This window comes from Streptomyces sp. NPDC048718 (genome assembly GCF_043198875.1).
In the GTDB taxonomy this organism is placed as follows: Bacteria; Actinomycetota; Actinomycetes; order Streptomycetales; family Streptomycetaceae; genus Streptomyces.
Window position 1 is genome coordinate 337,766 of sequence record NZ_JBICVG010000003.1, and the last position, 16,522, is coordinate 354,287.

At 72.0% G+C, this 16,522-nt stretch carries 10 protein-coding genes and 1 pseudogene; 1 reads left to right on the plus strand and 10 read right to left on the minus strand.

Going from position 1 to position 16,522, the window contains the following annotated elements:
• Positions 1-95 precede the first annotated feature (95 nt).
• From aceE to ACGFRB_RS07205, 7 genes are all read right to left on the minus strand, one after another.
• Positions 96-2,816 (minus strand): pyruvate dehydrogenase (acetyl-transferring), homodimeric type, encoded by a 2,721-nt coding sequence (gene aceE / locus ACGFRB_RS07175; RefSeq protein ID WP_363012328.1) that lies wholly within the window; start codon positions 2,814-2,816, stop codon positions 96-98.
• Between the two features lie 385 nt (positions 2,817-3,201).
• Positions 3,202-3,825: a GntR family transcriptional regulator gene (locus ACGFRB_RS07180; RefSeq protein WP_359875042.1), complete on the minus strand. Its 624-nt coding sequence runs from the start codon at positions 3,823-3,825 to the stop codon at positions 3,202-3,204.
• A gap of 125 nt (positions 3,826-3,950) precedes the next feature.
• Complete coding sequence (gene sucB, locus ACGFRB_RS07185) at positions 3,951-5,732, minus strand: 2-oxoglutarate dehydrogenase, E2 component, dihydrolipoamide succinyltransferase (RefSeq protein WP_393240112.1); 1,782 nt, start codon at positions 5,730-5,732, stop codon at positions 3,951-3,953.
• Between the two features lie 62 nt (positions 5,733-5,794).
• Complete coding sequence (gene lpdA / locus ACGFRB_RS07190) at positions 5,795-7,183, minus strand: dihydrolipoyl dehydrogenase (protein ID WP_361238903.1); 1,389 nt, start codon at positions 7,181-7,183, stop codon at positions 5,795-5,797.
• Positions 7,184-7,582: 399 nt separating this feature from the next.
• Positions 7,583-9,100: a leucyl aminopeptidase gene (locus tag ACGFRB_RS07195; RefSeq protein WP_393240116.1), complete on the minus strand. Its 1,518-nt coding sequence runs from the start codon at positions 9,098-9,100 to the stop codon at positions 7,583-7,585.
• 244 nt (positions 9,101-9,344) lie between these two features.
• Positions 9,345-10,544 carry a hypothetical protein gene (locus ACGFRB_RS07200; protein WP_393240118.1) on the minus strand — a complete coding sequence of 400 codons (1,200 nt, stop codon included), beginning with the start codon at positions 10,542-10,544 and terminating at the stop codon, positions 9,345-9,347.
• Positions 10,545-10,645: 101 nt separating this feature from the next.
• The gene (locus tag ACGFRB_RS07205; RefSeq protein ID WP_393240121.1) at positions 10,646-11,410 is read right to left on the minus strand and encodes an adenosylcobinamide-GDP ribazoletransferase; all 765 of its coding nucleotides are present in this window, start codon (positions 11,408-11,410) and stop codon (positions 10,646-10,648) included.
• Positions 11,411-11,499: 89 nt separating this feature from the next.
• On the opposite strand from ACGFRB_RS07205, the gene ACGFRB_RS07210 reads away from it, so the two are divergent.
• A complete protein-coding gene (locus tag ACGFRB_RS07210; RefSeq protein ID WP_393240124.1) occupies positions 11,500-12,264 on the plus strand; it encodes a hypothetical protein in 765 nt (254 codons plus the stop codon).
• Between the two features lie 155 nt (positions 12,265-12,419).
• Here the strand turns inward: ACGFRB_RS07210 and ACGFRB_RS07215 are convergent.
• The 3 genes and pseudogenes from ACGFRB_RS07215 to cobT all read right to left on the minus strand — a co-directional run.
• Positions 12,420-13,085 (minus strand): annotated as a pseudogene (locus ACGFRB_RS07215) (hypothetical protein); the annotation flags it as partial.
• A gap of 11 nt (positions 13,086-13,096) precedes the next feature.
• Complete coding sequence (locus tag ACGFRB_RS07220; RefSeq protein WP_393240127.1) at positions 13,097-14,857, minus strand: phosphatidylglycerol lysyltransferase domain-containing protein; 1,761 nt, start codon at positions 14,855-14,857, stop codon at positions 13,097-13,099.
• A 116-nt stretch (positions 14,858-14,973) separates the two neighbouring features.
• Positions 14,974-16,065 carry a nicotinate-nucleotide--dimethylbenzimidazole phosphoribosyltransferase gene (cobT, locus tag ACGFRB_RS07225; protein ID WP_393240130.1) on the minus strand — a complete coding sequence of 364 codons (1,092 nt, stop codon included), beginning with the start codon at positions 16,063-16,065 and terminating at the stop codon, positions 14,974-14,976.
• Positions 16,066-16,522: the final 457 nt, after the last annotated feature.

Below are 16,522 nucleotides of genomic sequence, written 5' to 3' on the forward strand. Positions count from 1 at the left end.
GCGGCCGCGCCCCCCCCCCCCCCGCCGCCGGCCCCCCCCCCCCCCCCCCCCCCCCCCCCCCCCCCCCCCCCCCCTCGGACCGGGAACGGCGGGCCTTACAGGCCGTAGCGCTCGCGCGCCTCCTTCACCGACGTGGCCTGGACCTCGCCGCGGCGGGCGAGCTGGGCCAGGGCGGCGACCACGATCGACTCGGCGTCGACGCCGAAGTGGCGACGGGCCGCGACACGGGTGTCCGAGATGCCGAAGCCGTCGGCGCCCAGCGAGGTGTAGTCCTGCTCGATCCACTGCGCGATCTGGTCCGGGACCTGGCGCATGTAGTCGGAGACGGCCAGCACCGGGGAGTCCACGCCCTCCAGGGCCTGGCGCAGGTACGGGACGCGCTCCTCGCCGCGCAGCAGGGCCGCGTCGGCCTCCAGCGCGTCGCGGCGCAGCTCGGTCCACGAGGTCGCGGACCACACGTCGGCGGCCACGCCCCACTCGGCGGCCAGCGTCTTCTGCGCCTCCAGGGCCCAGTGGATCGCCGTGCCGGAGGCGAGCAGCTGGACGCGGGCGGCGTTCGCGGGCAGCTCCAGGCCGGCCGACTCGGCCGTGTTGAAGCGGTACAGGCCCTTGACGATGCCCTCGTCGACACCGGCGTGACCCGGCTTGGCCGGCTGCGGCATCGGCTCGTTGTAGACGGTGAGGTAGTAGAAGACGTTCTGGTCCTCGCCCTCGGCCGCCTCGCCGTACATCCGGCGCAGACCCTCCTTGACGATGGCCGCGACCTCGTACGCGAACGCCGGGTCGTAGCTCAGCGCCGCCGGGTTCGTGGCCGCGATCACCGGGGAGTGGCCGTCGGCGTGCTGGAGGCCCTCACCGGTCAGCGTGGTGCGGCCGGCGGTCGCGCCGACGAGGAAGCCGCGGCCGAGCTGGTCGCCGAGCTGCCACATCTGGTCGGCCGTCCGCTGCCAGCCGAACATCGAGTAGAAGATGTAGAACGGGATCATCGCCTCGCCGTGCGTCGCGTACGACGTCGAAGCGGCGATGAAGTCGGCCATCGAGCCGGCCTCGGTGATGCCCTCGTTCAGGATCTGGCCGTTGACGGCCTCCTTGTAGTACATCAGCTGGTCGCGGTCGACCGGCTCGTACGTCTGCCCCTTCGGCGAGTAGATGCCGAGCGAGGGGAACAGCGACTCCATGCCGAAGGTACGGGCCTCGTCGGGCACGATCGGAACCCAGCGCTTGCCGGTCTCCTTGTCCCGGACCAGGTCCTTGACCAGGCGCACGAAGGCCATCGTGGTGGCGATGGACTGCGCGCCGGAGCCCTTGTCGAAGGCCGCGAACGCCTTGTCGGCCGGGGCCGGCAGCGGGGCGAGCGGGTGGACGCGGCGGGCCGGGGCGGGGCCGCCGAGGGCGGCGCGGCGCTCCTGGAGGTAGCGGACCTCGGCGGAGTCGGCGCCCGGGTGGCCGTAGGGCACCTGGCCGTCGGTGAACTGCGCGTCCGAGATCGGCAGGTCGAGCAGATCGCGCATCTGCTTGAACTCGTCCGACGACAGCTTCTTCATCTGGTGGTTCGCGTTCTTCGACGCGAAGCCCTCACCGAGGGTGAAGCCCTTGACGGTCTGCGCCAGGATGACGGTCGGCGCGCCCTTGAACTCCAGGGCGGCCTTGTACGCGGCGTACACCTTGCGCGGCTCGTGGCCACCGCGGGACAGGTGGAAGCACTCGAGGATCTTGTCGTCGCTCAGCAGCTGCGCCATCGCGACGAGCGCCGGGTCCTTGCCGAAGAAGTCCTGGCGGATGTAGGCGGCGTCGCGGGTCTGGTACGTCTGGACCTGGGCGTCCGGCACCTCGCGCAGTCGGCGGACCAGGGCGCCGGTGGTGTCGAGCGCGAACAGCTCGTCCCAGGCGTTGCCCCACAGGGTCTTGACGACGTTCCAGCCGGCGCCGCGGAACTGGGCCTCCAGCTCCTGCACGATCTTGAAGTTGGCGCGGACCGGGCCGTCGAGGCGCTGCAGGTTGCAGTTGATGACGAAGGTCAGGTTGTCCAGACCCTCGCGGGCCGCCAGCGCGAGCGCCGCCGTGGCCTCCGGCTCGTCCATCTCGCCGTCGCCGAGGAAGGCCCACACGTGGGAGGCGGAGACATCCTTGATGGAGCGGTTCGTCAGGTAGCGGTTGAAGCGCGCCTGGTAGATCGCGGAGAGCGGGCCAAGGCCCATGGAGACGGTCGGGAACTCCCACAGCCAGGGCAGCCGGCGCGGGTGCGGGTAGGACGGCAGACCGTTGCCGCCGGCCTCCTGGCGGAAGTTGTCCAGGTGGGACTCGTTCAGCCGGCCGTCGAGGAAGGCACGGGCGTAGATGCCGGGGGCGGCGTGGCCCTGGATGTAGAGCTGGTCGCCGGAGCCGGGAGCGTCCTTGGCTTCCTTGCCCTTGAAGAAGTGGTTGAAGCCGGTCTCGTAGAGCCAGGCCGCGGAGGCGAAGGTGGCGATGTGGCCGCCGACCCCGTGCTTGGCGCCGCGGGTGACCATCGCGGCCGCGTTCCAGCGGTTCCACGCGGTGATCCGGCGCTCCATCTCCTCGTCGCCGCCGGCCGCGCCGATGGACGGCTCGGCGGAGGTGGGGATGGTGTTGAGGTAGTCCGTCTCCAGCAGCTTGGGCAGGGCGAGGCCCGCACCCTCCGCGTGCTGGAGCGTGCGGCGCATCAGGTAGGCGGCCCGGTGAGGGCCGGCGGCCTTGGTGACGGCGTCGAGGGAGGCCGCCCACTCGGCGGTCTCCTCGGTGTCACGGTCCGGGAGCTGGTCGAGCTCGCTCGGAATCTTGCCTACGGGATCGGTCATGATCGCCGCCTTCCGGACAGGAGGGGGGTGGAGATAAAGGGGCCATGTCTGGCAGGACAGGGCGGCGGGCCGGGTGACGGCCCGCGGAAACTGTAATCCTCCGATCGATGATCGATCAAAGTGTTGAACCGAAAAACCTCTCGATTTCAAGAAAGTAGGCACAGGGTGCCAAGTAAACGGGCACCCGGTGCCTTGTTTTCGAAGGAATAGCGGGGGATCGGCGCCGTTGGAGCGGCCGGGTGAGAGGCCGTGCGCACGAATGAGCGGGCCCGTGGTACGCGACGGACCCGCTCGGAGACATGGGGGGCATGTGGCCGGATTCACGACCCGGAGGGCAAAAAAGGTCACGCTCCGGGGCGAAGGAGCACCCCCGGTGGCCGACGGGTCACGCCCGCGGCGCGCACCCCAGCACATGCGCCTTCACCAGCGCGCCGATGTCCGGGTCGCCCCGGCGGAACGCCTCCACCAGCTCCTGGTGCTCCTCCGCGTACGACTTCTGCACCGTGCCCAGCCAGCGGATCGACAGCGCCGTGAACACCTCGATGCCCAGACCCTCCCAGGTGTGCAGCAGCACGCTGTTCCCGGCCGCCTTCACCAGCTCCCGGTGGAACGCCACCGTGTGCCGCACCTGCGCCGTGCCGTCCCCGGCCGCGTCCGCCTCGTACAGGGCCGCCACATGCGGCTCCAGGGTCGAGCAGTCCGCCGCGAGCCGGCCGGCCGCCAGCTCCGCCGCGATCTGCTCCAGACCCGCCCGTACGGGATAGCTCTCCTCCAGGTCCGCGGCGGTGAGATTGCGCACCCGGACGCCCTTGTTCGGCGCCGACTCGATCAGCCGCAGCGACTCCAGCTCGCGCAGCGCCTCGCGCACGGGCGTCTGGGAGACCTCCAGCTCGGTGGCGATCCGCCGCTCCACGATCCTTTCGCCCGGCTTCCAGCGGCCGCTGACGATGCCCTCCACGATGTGCTCGCGGATCTGCTCGCGCAGCGAATGGACGACGGGCATGGTCATGAGAACTCGCTCCTCAGGAGACACGGTCTCCTAGACAATACGGCGGCGCCCCCACCCGGAAACACATCCGGGTGGGGGCGCCGCTGGTGAGGCTCGTTACGTTGCCCGGAGGCGACGCGGCTGCCTTACAGGCCCAGGTCGACCTCGAACTCGCCGGCCTCCAGGATCGCCTTGACGGCGTTCAGGTAGCGGGCGGCGTCGGCACCGTCGACCAGGCGGTGGTCGTACGACAGGGCCAGGACGACCATGTCACGGATGCCGATGACCGTGCCCTCGGGCGTCTCGACGACGGCCGGGCGCTTCACGGTGGCACCGATGCCCAGGATGGCGACCTGGCTCGGCGGCACGATGACGGTGTCCCACAGCGCACCGCGCGAGCCGGTGTTGCTGATGGTGAAGGTGCCACCGGACAGCTCGTCCGGCGTGATCTTGCTGCCCCGGACCTTGGCCGCGAGGTCGGCCGTGGCCTTGGAGATGCCGGCGATGTTCAGGTTGCCCGCACCCTTGATGACCGGGGTCATCAGGCCCTTCTCGGAGTCCACCGCGATCGCGATGTTCTCGGTGTCGAAGTAGGTGATCGTGCCCTCGTCCTCGTTGATACGAGCGTTGATCACCGGGTGCGCCTTGAGCGCCTGGGCCGCCGCCTTCACGAAGAACGGCATCGGGGACAGCTTGACGCCCTCACGGGCGGCGAAGGCGTCCTTGGCCTGGTTGCGCAGCTTCATCAGCTTCGTGATGTCGACCTCGACGGCCGTGGTCAGCTGCGCCTGGGTGTGCAGGGCCTTGAACATGTTGTCGCCGATGACCTTGCGCATGCGGGTCATCTTGACGGTCTGGCCACGCAGCGGGGAGACCTCCAGGGCCGGAGCCTTGGCGGCGGCCGGAGCGGCGGCGGCCGGGGCGGCGGCGACGGGGGCCGGAGCGGCCTTCTTGGCCTCGGCGGCCGCGAGGACGTCCTGCTTGCGGATGCGGCCGCCGACGCCCGAACCCTTGACGGTGCCCAGGTCGACACCGTTCTCGGTGGCGAGCTTGCGGACCAGCGGGGTCACGTACGCGCCGTCCTCGGCCGGCTCCGCGACAGCGGCCGGAGCCGGAGCGGCGGCGGGGGCCGGAGTGGCAGCCGGGGCCGGGGCGGCCGGAGCCGGGGCAGCGGCGACCGGGGCCGGGGCGGGGGCCGGAGCGGGCGCCGGGGCGGCCGGGGCCACCGGGGCGGGAGCCGGAGCCTCGGCCACGGGGGCCGGGGCGGCGGCCGGGGCCGGGGCGGCCGGAGCGGCACCCGCGACACCGATGACGGCCAGCTTGGCGCCGACCTCGGCGGTCTCGTCCTCGGCGACGGTGATCTCGAGCAGCACACCGGAGGCCGGGGCCGGGATCTCGGTGTCGACCTTGTCCGTGGAGACCTCGAGCAGCGGCTCGTCGGCCGTGACGGTGTCGCCGACCGACTTGAGCCAGCGGGTGACGGTGCCCTCGGTGACGGACTCGCCGAGCGCCGGGAGAACGACGTCGGTGCCCTCGGCGGCACCGGCCGGAGCGGCGGCCGGAGCCTCGGCCACGGGGGCCGGGGCGGCCGGGGCGGCGGGGGCCTCGGCGACCGGAGCCGGGGCAGCGGCCGGAGCCGGAGCCGGAGCGGCCTCGGCGGCGGGGGCCGGGGCGGCGGCCGGGGCGCCGGAGCCGTCGTCGATGATGGCCAGCTCGGCGCCGACCTCGACCGTCTCGTCCTCGGCGACCTTGATGGAGGCCAGGATGCCCGAGGCGGGGGCGGGGATCTCGGTGTCGACCTTGTCGGTCGAGACCTCGAGCAGCGGCTCGTCGGCCTCGACACGCTCGCCCTCGGCCTTGAGCCAGCGGGTGACGGTGCCCTCGGTGACGCTCTCGCCGAGCGCCGGCAGGGTTACGGAAACCGACATGGTTTCAGTTGCTCCTAACGAATTGCGGAAAGTGGTCGTCGCGCCCTTGGATGACGTGAGCGTCAGTCATGGGAGTGCAGAGGCTTGCCGGCCAGGGCCAGGTGGGCCTCGCCGAGCGCCTCGTTCTGCGTCGGGTGGGCGTGGATGAGCTGCGCGACCTCGGCCGGCAGCGCCTCCCAGTTGTAGATCAGCTGCGCCTCGCCGACCTGCTCGCCCATGCGGTCACCGACCATGTGGACGCCGACCACGGCACCGTCCTTGACCTGGACGAGCTTGATCTCGCCCGCGGTCTTCAGGATCTTGCTCTTGCCGTTGCCCGCGAGGTTGTACTTCAGGGCCACGACCTTGTCCGCGCCGTAGATCTCCTTGGCCTTGGCCTCGGTGATGCCGACGGAGGCGACCTCCGGGTGGCAGTAGGTCACCCGCGGCACGCCGTCGTAGTCGACCGGAACCGGCTTCAGACCGGCGAGCCGCTCCGCTACCAGGATGCCCTCGGCGAAGCCGACGTGCGCGAGCTGGAGGGTCGGGACGAGGTCGCCGACCGCGGAGATGGTGGGCACGTTGGTACGCATGTACTCGTCGACCAGGACGTAGCCGCGGTCCATCGCGACGCCCTGCTCCTCGTAGCCGAGACCGGCGGAGACCGGGCCGCGGCCGATGGCGACCAGCAGCACCTCGGCCTCGAAGGTCTTGCCGTCGGCCAGGGTGACCTTCACACCGTTCTCGGTGTACTCGGCCGACTGGAAGAAGGTGCCGAGGTTGAACTTGATGCCACGCTTGCGGAAGGCGCGCTCCAGCAGCTTGGAGCTGTTCTCGTCCTCGACCGGGACGAGGTGCTTCATGCCCTCGATGACCGTGACGTCGGTGCCGAAGGACTTCCACGCCGAGGCGAACTCGACGCCGATGACGCCGCCGCCGAGGATGATCGCGGACTCCGGCACCCGGTCCAGGGTGAGCGCGTGGTCCGAGGTGATGATCCGGTTGCCGTCGATCTCCAGACCGGGCAGCGACTTCGGCACGGAACCGGTGGCGAGCAGGACGTGACGGCCCTCGACGCGGCGGCCGTCGACGTCGACGGAGGTCGGGGACGACAGGTGGCCGGTGCCCTCGATGTACGTCACCTTGCGGGAGGCGACGAGACCCTGCAGACCCTTGTACAGGCCGGCGATCACGTCGTCCTTGTACTTGTGCACGGCCTTGATGTCGATGCCCTCGAAGGAGGTCTTGACACCGAACTGCTCCGCCTCGCGCGCCGTGTCGGCGACCTCGCCGGCGTGGAGCAGGGCCTTCGTCGGGATGCAGCCGTTGTGCAGGCAGGTGCCGCCGAGCTTGTTCTTCTCGATCAGTGCGACGTCCAGGCCCAGCTGCGCTCCGCGCAGCGCCGCGGCGTAGCCGCCGCTACCGCCGCCGAGGATCACTAGGTCGAAAACGGTGCTGGCGTCGTTCGCCACGTCACGTCCTCCATGCATATGCGCTCGTCGCCGGTCGTGCTGACCGGCGGCGGCTCAGTGTCCGGCCGCCGCTTTTCGTCGGCCCTGTGGTGGGGGCCCTGTCCTGCCGAGAACCCATCTTCGCACTTGTTGGCGGGTGGCGGGACGCGGGGCCGTGCTCCGGGACGGCGGATCGTCCGTACGGAGGGCTGCGTCACATGGGTGAACATGCGGATTTCGTCGCGGGCGAACACGCCGGGAACGCCGACCGGCCCCCGGGCGGGAAGCTCGGGGGCCGGTCGGGAACGGCTGAGGAAGGGCCCGGAAGGGACCCGACAGGGAGGGGAAGCCGGACCGGAGGGCGGGTCCGGATACCGGCCCCGCCCCCGAGTCCGTCAGCTTCCCGCTTTTCCCGTCGGCTCAGATCTCGCCGTCGGCGGTGCGCTCGGCGAGACGCACCAGGGTGCGCACCGAGGAGCCGGTGCCGCCCTTGTGGGTGTAGCCGTACGGAGCGCTCTCGTGGAAGGCCGGACCCGCGATGTCCAGGTGGGCCCAGGTGATGCCCTTGCCCACGAACTCCTGCAGGAACAGACCGGCCACCAGGCCGCCGCCCATCCGCTCGCCCATGTTGGCGATGTCGGCGGTCGGGGAGTTCATGCCCTTGCGCAGGTCGGCGGGGAGCGGCATCGGCCAGGACGGCTCGCCGACCTCGGTCGCGGTCTCGTGGATCGCGGTACGGAAGTCGTCGTCGTTGGCCATGACGCCGAAGGTGCGGTCGCCGAGCGCGAGGACCATGGCACCGGTCAGGGTGGCCACGTCGACGATCGCGTCCGGCTCCTCCTCGGAGGCGCGGGTCAGCGCGTCCGCGAGGACGAGACGGCCCTCGGCGTCGGTGTTGAGGACCTCGACGGTCTTGCCGCTGTACATGCGCAGCACGTCACCCGGGCGGGTGGCGGTGCCGGACGGCATGTTCTCGGCGAGCGCCAGCCAGCCCGTGACGTTGACGGCGAGGCCGAGGCGGGCGGCGGAGACGACGGCGGCGAAGACGGCGGCGGCGCCGGCCATGTCGCACTTCATCGTCTCGTTGTGACCGGCCGGCTTCAGGGAGATGCCGCCCGAGTCGTAGGTGATGCCCTTGCCGACCAGGGCGAGGGTCTTCTCCGCCTTCGGGTGCGTGTACGCGACCTTGACCAGGCGGGGCGGGTTCGCCGAACCGGCGCCGACGCCCAGGATGCCGCCGTAGCCGCCCTTGGCGAGCGCCTTCTCGTCGAGCACCTGGACCTTCAGGCCGTGCTCCTTGCCGGCGGCCTGCGCGACGGCGGCGAACGAGGCCGGGGTCAGGTCGTTCGGCGGCGCGTTGACCAGGTCGCGGGCGCGGTTGATCTCCTCGGCGACCGCCAGGGCGCGCTCGGCGGCGGCCTTGTAGGCCTTGTCGCGGGGCTTGGCGCCGAGCAGGGCGACCTCGGCCAGCGGCTTCTTGGCGCCCTCGGCGTCCTCCTTCCACGCGGTGTAGGAGTACGCGCCGAGCAGCGCGCCCTCACCGATCGCGGCGGCGTCCTCGGGGGAACCGATCGGCAGCGCGAACGCGGCCTTCTTCGCACCGGCGAGGATCCGGGCGGCGGTGCCGGCCGCGCGGCGCAGCGCCTCGGTGCTGAAGCCCGAGCCGTCCTTGTCGTCCTCGGCCAGGGTGCCGAGACCGATGGCGAGGACGAGCGGGGCCTTCAGACCGGCCGGGGCGGGCACCTTGGTCGCCTCACCCTCGGCGCCGGTGGCGCCCAGAGTCTCCAGGACGGCGGCGAGAGCGCCGTCGAAAGCCTGGTCGACGGCCTCGGCGCCCGGGGCCACGACCAGCGTCTTGCCGGACTTGGCGACGCCGACCACGACGGCGTCGGCGCGCAGCGTGGCCGCGCCGGCGGTGCTGAGAGTGAGAGCAGTCACGGTGGTGAAATCTCGCTTCCGTTGAGTTCGTTGGCGGTCGTGGGATGGGCCGACCGTGCCCGCCGTATCGTATTTCGGCCCGACGAGCGCCGGACAGGAGCCTACGCTCGCCTGCCGGGTTCGCCCACGGCGGCGTGGTTCTCCCGGCCTGGCGGCCCTGCGGTGCGGACCGGCGGGCGGGCCCGCGTGCCGCCGTACCGGGGTGGATTCCGAATGGAAGCTCCCTACCCCGGAGGTGAGTTGATCAGGCATTGTCCCGATCGTTCGTCAGGTAGCAGGTCACCCGCCCCTTTCCGGCGCCGCCTTGGGGTTCGGGCGTCCACCAGGCCCAGGTTTCGGCCTTCGCGGGCATCCAGGAGGGCCGGGAGGCGTCGAGCGCGAACGAGCAGGCGGTGTCCGCGCGGAACTGGGTGTCCTCGGCCGAACCGCCCGGTCCCAGCGGGAGCTGGTGGACGACACGGACGTCGTACGGCCCGGAGCAGGGCACGCCGACGACGAGGTGGGCCAGCCGCTGGCCGGTGTCGAAGTCGGCGCAGCCGTCCTCCCGTACGTCCCGCAGGGGCAGGACGTCCTTGGCCGCCGTGCGGACGGTGCCGGCGGGAGAGTCCTTCGGCGCGGACGTGCCGTAGCCGCCGAGCGTGAGATCCATCGTCACTTTGGTGAAGCCGGAGAGCGCGTCGCCGTGCTTCCTCAGGAGGGGGGTCAGATCGGCGTGGGCGTCGAGGATCCGGCCTTGCTCGTCCAGGGTGACGGTGACCGGCAGGACGTCGGTGTTGTCCCGGGTCGTGTGCCGTCGCAGGCCGGCCGGGAACAGGCCGTCGACCGTGTCGACCGGCATGCCGCCCCGATACACGCGGCGGCCGCCGGGGCCGTCGGTCCGCTGGGTCGCCTCAGCCCCGGAGAGGCCCTCCAGGAGAGTGCCGCCGACCGGCGCCTCGGTGCCGTGGAGGTGCTCCAGGACGTCGTTCTCCTGGGATGCCTGGGTGTCCGCGGAGGTGTAGCGGATCCAGTACGGGGCGCCGTCGGCCCGGTAGTCGATCCGGTCGCCGCCGACCAGATAGGTGCCGGTCAGCGCGCCGGACCGGCTGCCGGCCGTCGTGCCCGTCAGGACGTCCCGAGCCTCCTGGGGCAGTGACGTGGGGGCCTTCCAGACGACCTTGGCCCGCCCCCGTCCGCCGGTGAAGTCCATGCGCCCGCTCATCGTCTGGACCGCGTCGCCTTTGCCCGAGGCGAAGGTCAGGCGGTGGGTGAAGGACGCGGTGCCCGCCTGTTTCGTCCGGCGCACCGCCAGGAGCAGTTGCCGGTCGAGCTTCTGGTCGAAGACGGGGTGCCGGGTGGGCGTGGGCTTGGCGGCCGGGGCGGTGTCGCCGGCGCCGGAGCAGGCGGTCAGGAGCAGGGCGGCGGCGGCCAGTGCGGCAGCCGCGCGGACGGAAGGGGTGAGCATGATCATGGCGAAGTGACCCGCGGGGCGCCGCGAGGGTTGCGTCCGGATCAGGACAGTCGGAAAGGGGGGATACGGCCACCGGAGCGGTCCTCACCCGTGCCTCAGCCCAGGGTCAGCGCCACCAGCGTGACCGTGCCCGCGACCTCCGCCACCCCGCCGAAGACGTCGCCGGTCACCCCGCCGAAGCGGCGGACGCAGCGGCGCAGCAGCACCTCGGCCGCGCCGAGCGCGACGAGTGCGGCCAGGACGTGGCGCAGGGCGTCGTACGGGGAGAAGACCGCGCCGGCCGCCCCGACCAGCGCGAGGACCACCGCGGTGGCGAGGGCGGCGGAGCGGCGGGGGACGGTGGCGGCGACGATCGCGCCGAGCCCCTCGGGCCGGGCGGCCGGGACCCCGTGCCGGGAGGCGAGGGTGAGGGCGAGCCGGGCGACGGCCGAGGCGACGGCGACGGCGACCGTGCCGTCTGCCCAGCCCTCCCCGTACAGCTCGGCGAGCGCGGCGACCTGCGCGAACAGGACGAAGACGAGGGCGAGTACGCCGAACGGCCCGATGTCGGACCGCTTCATCACCCGCAGTGCCTCCTCGGCGGGCTTGGCGCTGCCGAGGCCGTCGGCGGTGTCGGCGAGACCGTCGAGGTGCAGCCCGCGCGTGAGCAGGGCCGGGACCACGGCGGTGAGGACGGCGGCGACCAGCGGGCTCGCGCCGAGCAGCAGCGACACCCCGCCGGCCGCGGCGGCGAACAGGCCGACGACGAGGCCCGCGAGCGGGGCACAGAGCATCCCGGACCGGGCCGCGTCACGGTCCCAGCGGGTGATGCGGGCGGGCAGCACGGTGAGAGTGCCGAAAGCGAATCGCAGGCCGTCCATCCGCGGAAGGGTAGTGCCCCGGTAAGGTCGTCAAATCATCGATAACAGAATGAAACCGTACGAAAACTGATCATTCGACAGAGGGTGGCATGGGTCACTGGTTCTCGCGCAATATCGTCGAACCCGGGAAGCTCCCGATGCTGCTCGCCCTGACCGCCTTCGTGCTGACCTTCCTGATCACCCGCACCATCACCCGGCTGATCCGGGCCGGCAAGGGCCCGTTCCGCGACCTCTCCTCGGGCGGGACGCACATCCATCACGTGGTGCCGGGCGTGGTCCTCACCGTGCTCGGCGGGTTCGGGGCGGTGGCCAGCGGGCGGTACGGCCTGGGGGCGGCCGTCTTCGCGGTGCTCTTCGGGACCGGCGCGGGTCTGGTGCTCGACGAGTTCGCGCTGATCCTCCACCTCGACGACGTCTACTGGACGGACGAGGGCCGCAAGAGCGTGGAGGTGGTGGTCTTCACCGCCGCCCTTGTCCTGCTCGGACTCGTCGGCTTCGCGCCGTTCGGGGTGAACGACGTGACCGCCGACGAGCGCCAGAACCGGGCCGCCTTCCTTCTCTCCCTGGCCGTCAACTTCCTCTTCGTCCTCGTCACCCTGGTCAAGGGCAAGTTCCGGACCGCCGTGATCGGCGCCCTGATCCCCTTCGTCGCCCTCGTCGGCGCGCTCCGGCTGGCCCGCCCCGGATCCTGGTGGGCCCGCCGCTTCTACCGGCGCCGCCCCCGCGCCCGGGCCCGCTCCCGGATCCGCGGCTACCGGGGCGACAAACGCTGGACCCGGGTGCGCCGCAGGGTTCAGGACCTGATCGGCGGCTTTCAGGAACGGACGCCGGGCCGAGGCTCCACGTCGGACTGAAGCAGGGGGGAACGGACGGCCGGCCGTGGCGCGGAGACGGACGCGGACACGGAGCCGAGACGGGGCCCTGACCCCCCGGACCCGGAGCCGCCCTCCGGCCCGGACCCCGGTCCCGCGCCGGGGTCCACCGGCCCTGACGCCGACCCCGATACCGGTGAGCCGTCCCCGGTCCGCGGCCGGCGCCGCCGGTCCCGCCACTCCTGGACGGCGACGACGACCCCCACCGCCACGAGCGCCGCGATGTGCTCCTTGCCGGCCAGGTTGTTCTTGACCAGCACCTCCACCACCATCGCGACGACCACGAGGATCGCGGTCCAGCGCGCACGGCGGCGCCAGCACACGTACACGGCGAGCGCGACGACCGCCGCCGACGGACCGGTGTCCACCACCTGCGCGTCGGCCGCGGGCAGCCCCAGCGGGTTGTCCGGCCCGAGCGCCAGAGCCACGCGCGCGTAGAGAGTGCCGGCCAGCGTCGCCGCGTACGCGAGGAACAGCGTCCGTCCCCGGCCCAGACAGATCTCGGCGATCCCGAACACCACCAGGACCTGCGCGAGCGCGCCCCACACCGGCAGGTCGAGCGCCGGTACGAAGAGGGACAGCGGAGTCCGAAGCAGCGCGAGCCCGAGGGGGTCCGCGGCCCGCACCGAGCCGAGGTCCTGGACCGGCTGATAGCCCCAGTCCTGGTTCTGGACGATCTGGAGGACCGAGGTGAGGAGAACCGCGGTCAGGGTCAGCGGGATCGCCCGCCATCGCCGTACGACCAGGGCCTCCCGCACGGTCCCGTACAGCGGCCCCCACTCGCGGCGCGCGAACGCCCGCACGGACCCGCGGCTCACCGTCTGCCTTCCAGGTGCCTGCGGTGCAGCCACTTGGGCAGCCCCGGGGCTTCCAGGAAGCCCTCGGCGCGGCCGGCGGCGAGGCCGATGCGCAGCAGGTCGGCGCTCTTCTCGAACAGCATGAAACGGGGCTCCCAGATCGGTCGGTACTTGGCGTTGGCGCGGTACAGCGACTCGATCTGCCACCAGCGGGAGAAGAAGCTCAGCAGTGAACGCCACAGCCGCAGCACCGGCCCCGCCCCGAGCCTCGAGCCACGTTCGAAGACGGATCTGAACATCGCGAAGTTGAGCGAGACATGAAGGATTCCGATCTTCCCCGCCCGCTGGAGGAGCTCGATGACCATGAACTCCATCAGACCGTTCTCGGAATCCCGGTCGCGGCGCATCAGATCGAGGGACAGGCCCTCGGGCCCCCACGGTACGAAGGACAGCAAAGCCCGCAGGTCACCTTGGTCGTCGGTGCATTCCAGCATCACGCAGCGGCCGTCTCGCGGATCGCCGAGCCGGCCGAGCGCCATCGAGAAACCGCGCTCGGTCGCGCCGTCGCGCCAGTCGTCCGCCTTGCGGACGAGGGTCGCCATCTCGTCGGCCGGGATCTCGTCGTGACGGCGGATCCGGACCTGGTAGCCCGCCCGCTTCACCCGGTTGAACGCCTGGCGCACCGTGCGCATGGCCCGCCCGTCGAGGGTGAACTCCTTGGTCTCCACGATCGCCTCGTCGCCCAGCTCCAGGGCGTCCAGGCCATGCCGCGCGTAGATCGTGCCGGCCTCCTCGCTCGCGCCCATCACCGCCGGGATCCAGCCGTGCTCACGCGCCTCGGCCAGCCACGGCTCGATGGCGCCGGGCCAGGCCTCCGGGTCGCCGATCGGGTCGCCGGAGGCCAGCGACACCCCGCCGACCACCCGGTAGGCGATGGCCGCCTTCGCGCTGGGCGACCAGACGACGCTCTTCTCGCGGCGGGTCGCGAAGTAGCCGAGGGAGTCCCGCTCGCCGTACCCGGCCAGCAGCGTCCGCAGCCGCTCCTCGTCCTCCTCGGTGAGCGGATCGACCGCGCGGCGAGACCGGAAGGCCGCGTAGAGCACCGCGATGAGCAGCAGTGTGGACATCACGTTGATGACCACGTCCACCCAGCCGGGAGTGCTGATACCGGGCAGCCGGTCCGCGTCGGTGGCCAGCGTGACCAGCCGCATCGTGCCGTACCGCCAGCGCTCCGGGAAGGTCGAGGCGCCGGGCGTCCGGTTGGTGACGGTGACCAGGAGCGCGGCGAGCAGCGACGCGGTCAGCAGTCCGCCCACCGCCACGACCGCGGCGAGCGGCGGATTGGAACGGTCGCCCTTCGCGTAGAACTCCCGGCGGCCGGTGAGCAGCGCGCCGAAGAAGGCCGCCGTCAACACGAGCGACACCCAGTTCTGGGCATGCTCGCGGATCTCCGGGAAGAACATGACGAGCGCGAAGAGCAGCAGGAACAGCCCGCACAGCACGAAGTTCAGGATCCACGCGGCCCGCTTGCGGCGGCGCATGGTGATCGCCAGGAAGAGGGTGAAGACCCCGGAGGCGAAGCCGGCGGTGAGCATGTACGGGGTGAAGAAGTCGTGCTGGTTGTGCCGGCGCAGATCCTGGCCGAACGAAACCCAGACGGCACTCAGGAAATTGACGAAGGTGACGGCGCGCAGATACCAGACGGCGAACGCGGCCCCGCGCCGGGAACGGGCCGTGCTCCGGGCCGCTCCGGTGACGGGCAGGCGGACTTCTCCCATGAAAGGTGATCATATGGGGCATCGCATGGTGTGACAGGTCGAGCACCCACGGCGACCACCTTCGAGTGGTGTCACCCCGGATGCCCGGCCCCGTCGTCCGGCCGTGTGAGAACGCGTCAGAGAGCGTCGGCGGCGGCCTCGGCGTCCGCCGCGTCCTTGGCCTCGGCCGGCTCCGCCTTCTCCGGCAGCTCCGCCGCCAGTGCGGCCGCGGCCCGGACCAGCGGCAGCGCGAGCAGCGCCCCGGTCCCCTCGCCCACCATGACCCCGTGGTCGAGCAGCGGGTCGAGCGCCATCCGGTCCAGCGCCTTCGCCTGCGCCGGCTCCCCGCTCACCTGGCCCGCCAGCCACCAGTCCGGCGCCCGGAACGCCGACCGCTGCGCCACCAGCGCGCACGCCGCGCCCACCACACCGTCGAGCACCACCGGCATCCGGCGCACCGACGCCTGGAGCAGGAAGCCCGTCATCGCCGCGAGATCCGCGCCGCCGACCGTCGAAAGAAGGGCCAGCTGGTCGCCGAGCACCGGCCGGGCCCGGCGCAGCGCGTCACGGATCGCCGCGCACTTGCGCATCCACGCCAGATCGTCGATCCCGGCGCCGCCGCGACCGGTCACCACCGAGGCGTCCGTCCCGCACAGCGCCGCGATCAGCGTCGACGCCGGGGTGGTGCCGCCCACGCTCAGATCGCCGAGCACGACCAGGTCGGTACCGGAGTCGGCCTCCTCGTCGGCGACCGCGATCCCCAGTTCGAGGGCCGCTTGCGCCTCCTCGGCGGTCAGCGCGTCCTCGATGTCGATCCGCCCGCTGCCGCGCCGCACCCGGCGCCGGGTCACCTCGGCCGGCAGCAGCTCCGGGTCGCAGTCCAGCCCCGCGTCCACCACCCGCACCGGCACCTGCTGCGCCCGCGCGAGGACCGCCACCGGGCTCCCGCCGTCGAGCACCGCGCGCACCAGTTCGTACGCGCTGCCCGCGGGCCGCCCGGACACCTCCAGCGAGGCCACCCCGTGGTCGCCCGCGAACAGCACCACCTTCGGCTGCTCCACCGGCGCGACCGGTACCCGGCCCTGGGCCGCCGACAGCCACTCGCCGAGCTCGTCGAGGCGTCCGAGCGCCCCGGGGCGGACGTCCAGCCGCTCCCTGCGCTCCTCTGCGTCATGCCGGATCCCCCCGTCGGGGCGCTGGATCAGATCGGAGAAGTCGTCGAGGTTCAAGGTGTGTTCCGCCTAGTGACGTCAATCGGTCGGTAAGCCGGTCGGGATTCGTTCGTGGGCTCGTACATCAATCGTCCGAACCCTACCCGGGGCCCTAGTCGCCGCGGGCACGACAGCGCGCCGGGGAGCCCACCCACCGACTCCGGCACTCACCCACTTTCCCTTCCCCTCCACCCACCTCCCTCCACCCACGTGCTGCACCCACCCCCCATCCCTTCAAGCGGGAGGGGTGCGGGGTGGTGCGCGCGAGACGGCGACGGGAGCGGGGGTCGGGGAGGGGGTCGTGTTCGAAACGTAAAGCGTGATTTGTGGCGCGGGACCAGCAACGCCTTGCGCACAAGTCAGGTGCCCGCGCCGTAAATCATGCAGTGCAGAACACGACCCCCGCACCGGCCCACGCGCACCCCCCACCAACCCAGCGCACCACCCCGCAACCCCGACCGCGCCCCCACGCCCC

Coding starts and splice junctions, on each gene's coding strand:
- ACGFRB_RS07205 (WP_393240121.1), bottom strand. CDS start 11,410: ATGGACGGCCTGCGATTCGCTTTCGGCACTCTCACCGTGCTGCCCGCC.
- ACGFRB_RS07180 (WP_359875042.1), bottom strand. CDS start 3,825: ATGACCATGCCCGTCGTCCATTCGCTGCGCGAGCAGATCCGCGAGCAC.
- ACGFRB_RS07210 (WP_393240124.1), top strand. CDS start 11,500: ATGGGTCACTGGTTCTCGCGCAATATCGTCGAACCCGGGAAGCTCCCG.
- sucB (WP_393240112.1), bottom strand. CDS start 5,732: ATGTCGGTTTCCGTAACCCTGCCGGCGCTCGGCGAGAGCGTCACCGAG.
- aceE (WP_363012328.1), bottom strand. CDS start 2,816: ATGACCGATCCCGTAGGCAAGATTCCGAGCGAGCTCGACCAGCTCCCG.
- ACGFRB_RS07200 (WP_393240118.1), bottom strand. CDS start 10,544: ATGCTCACCCCTTCCGTCCGCGCGGCTGCCGCACTGGCCGCCGCCGCC.
- ACGFRB_RS07220 (WP_393240127.1), bottom strand. CDS start 14,857: ATGGGAGAAGTCCGCCTGCCCGTCACCGGAGCGGCCCGGAGCACGGCC.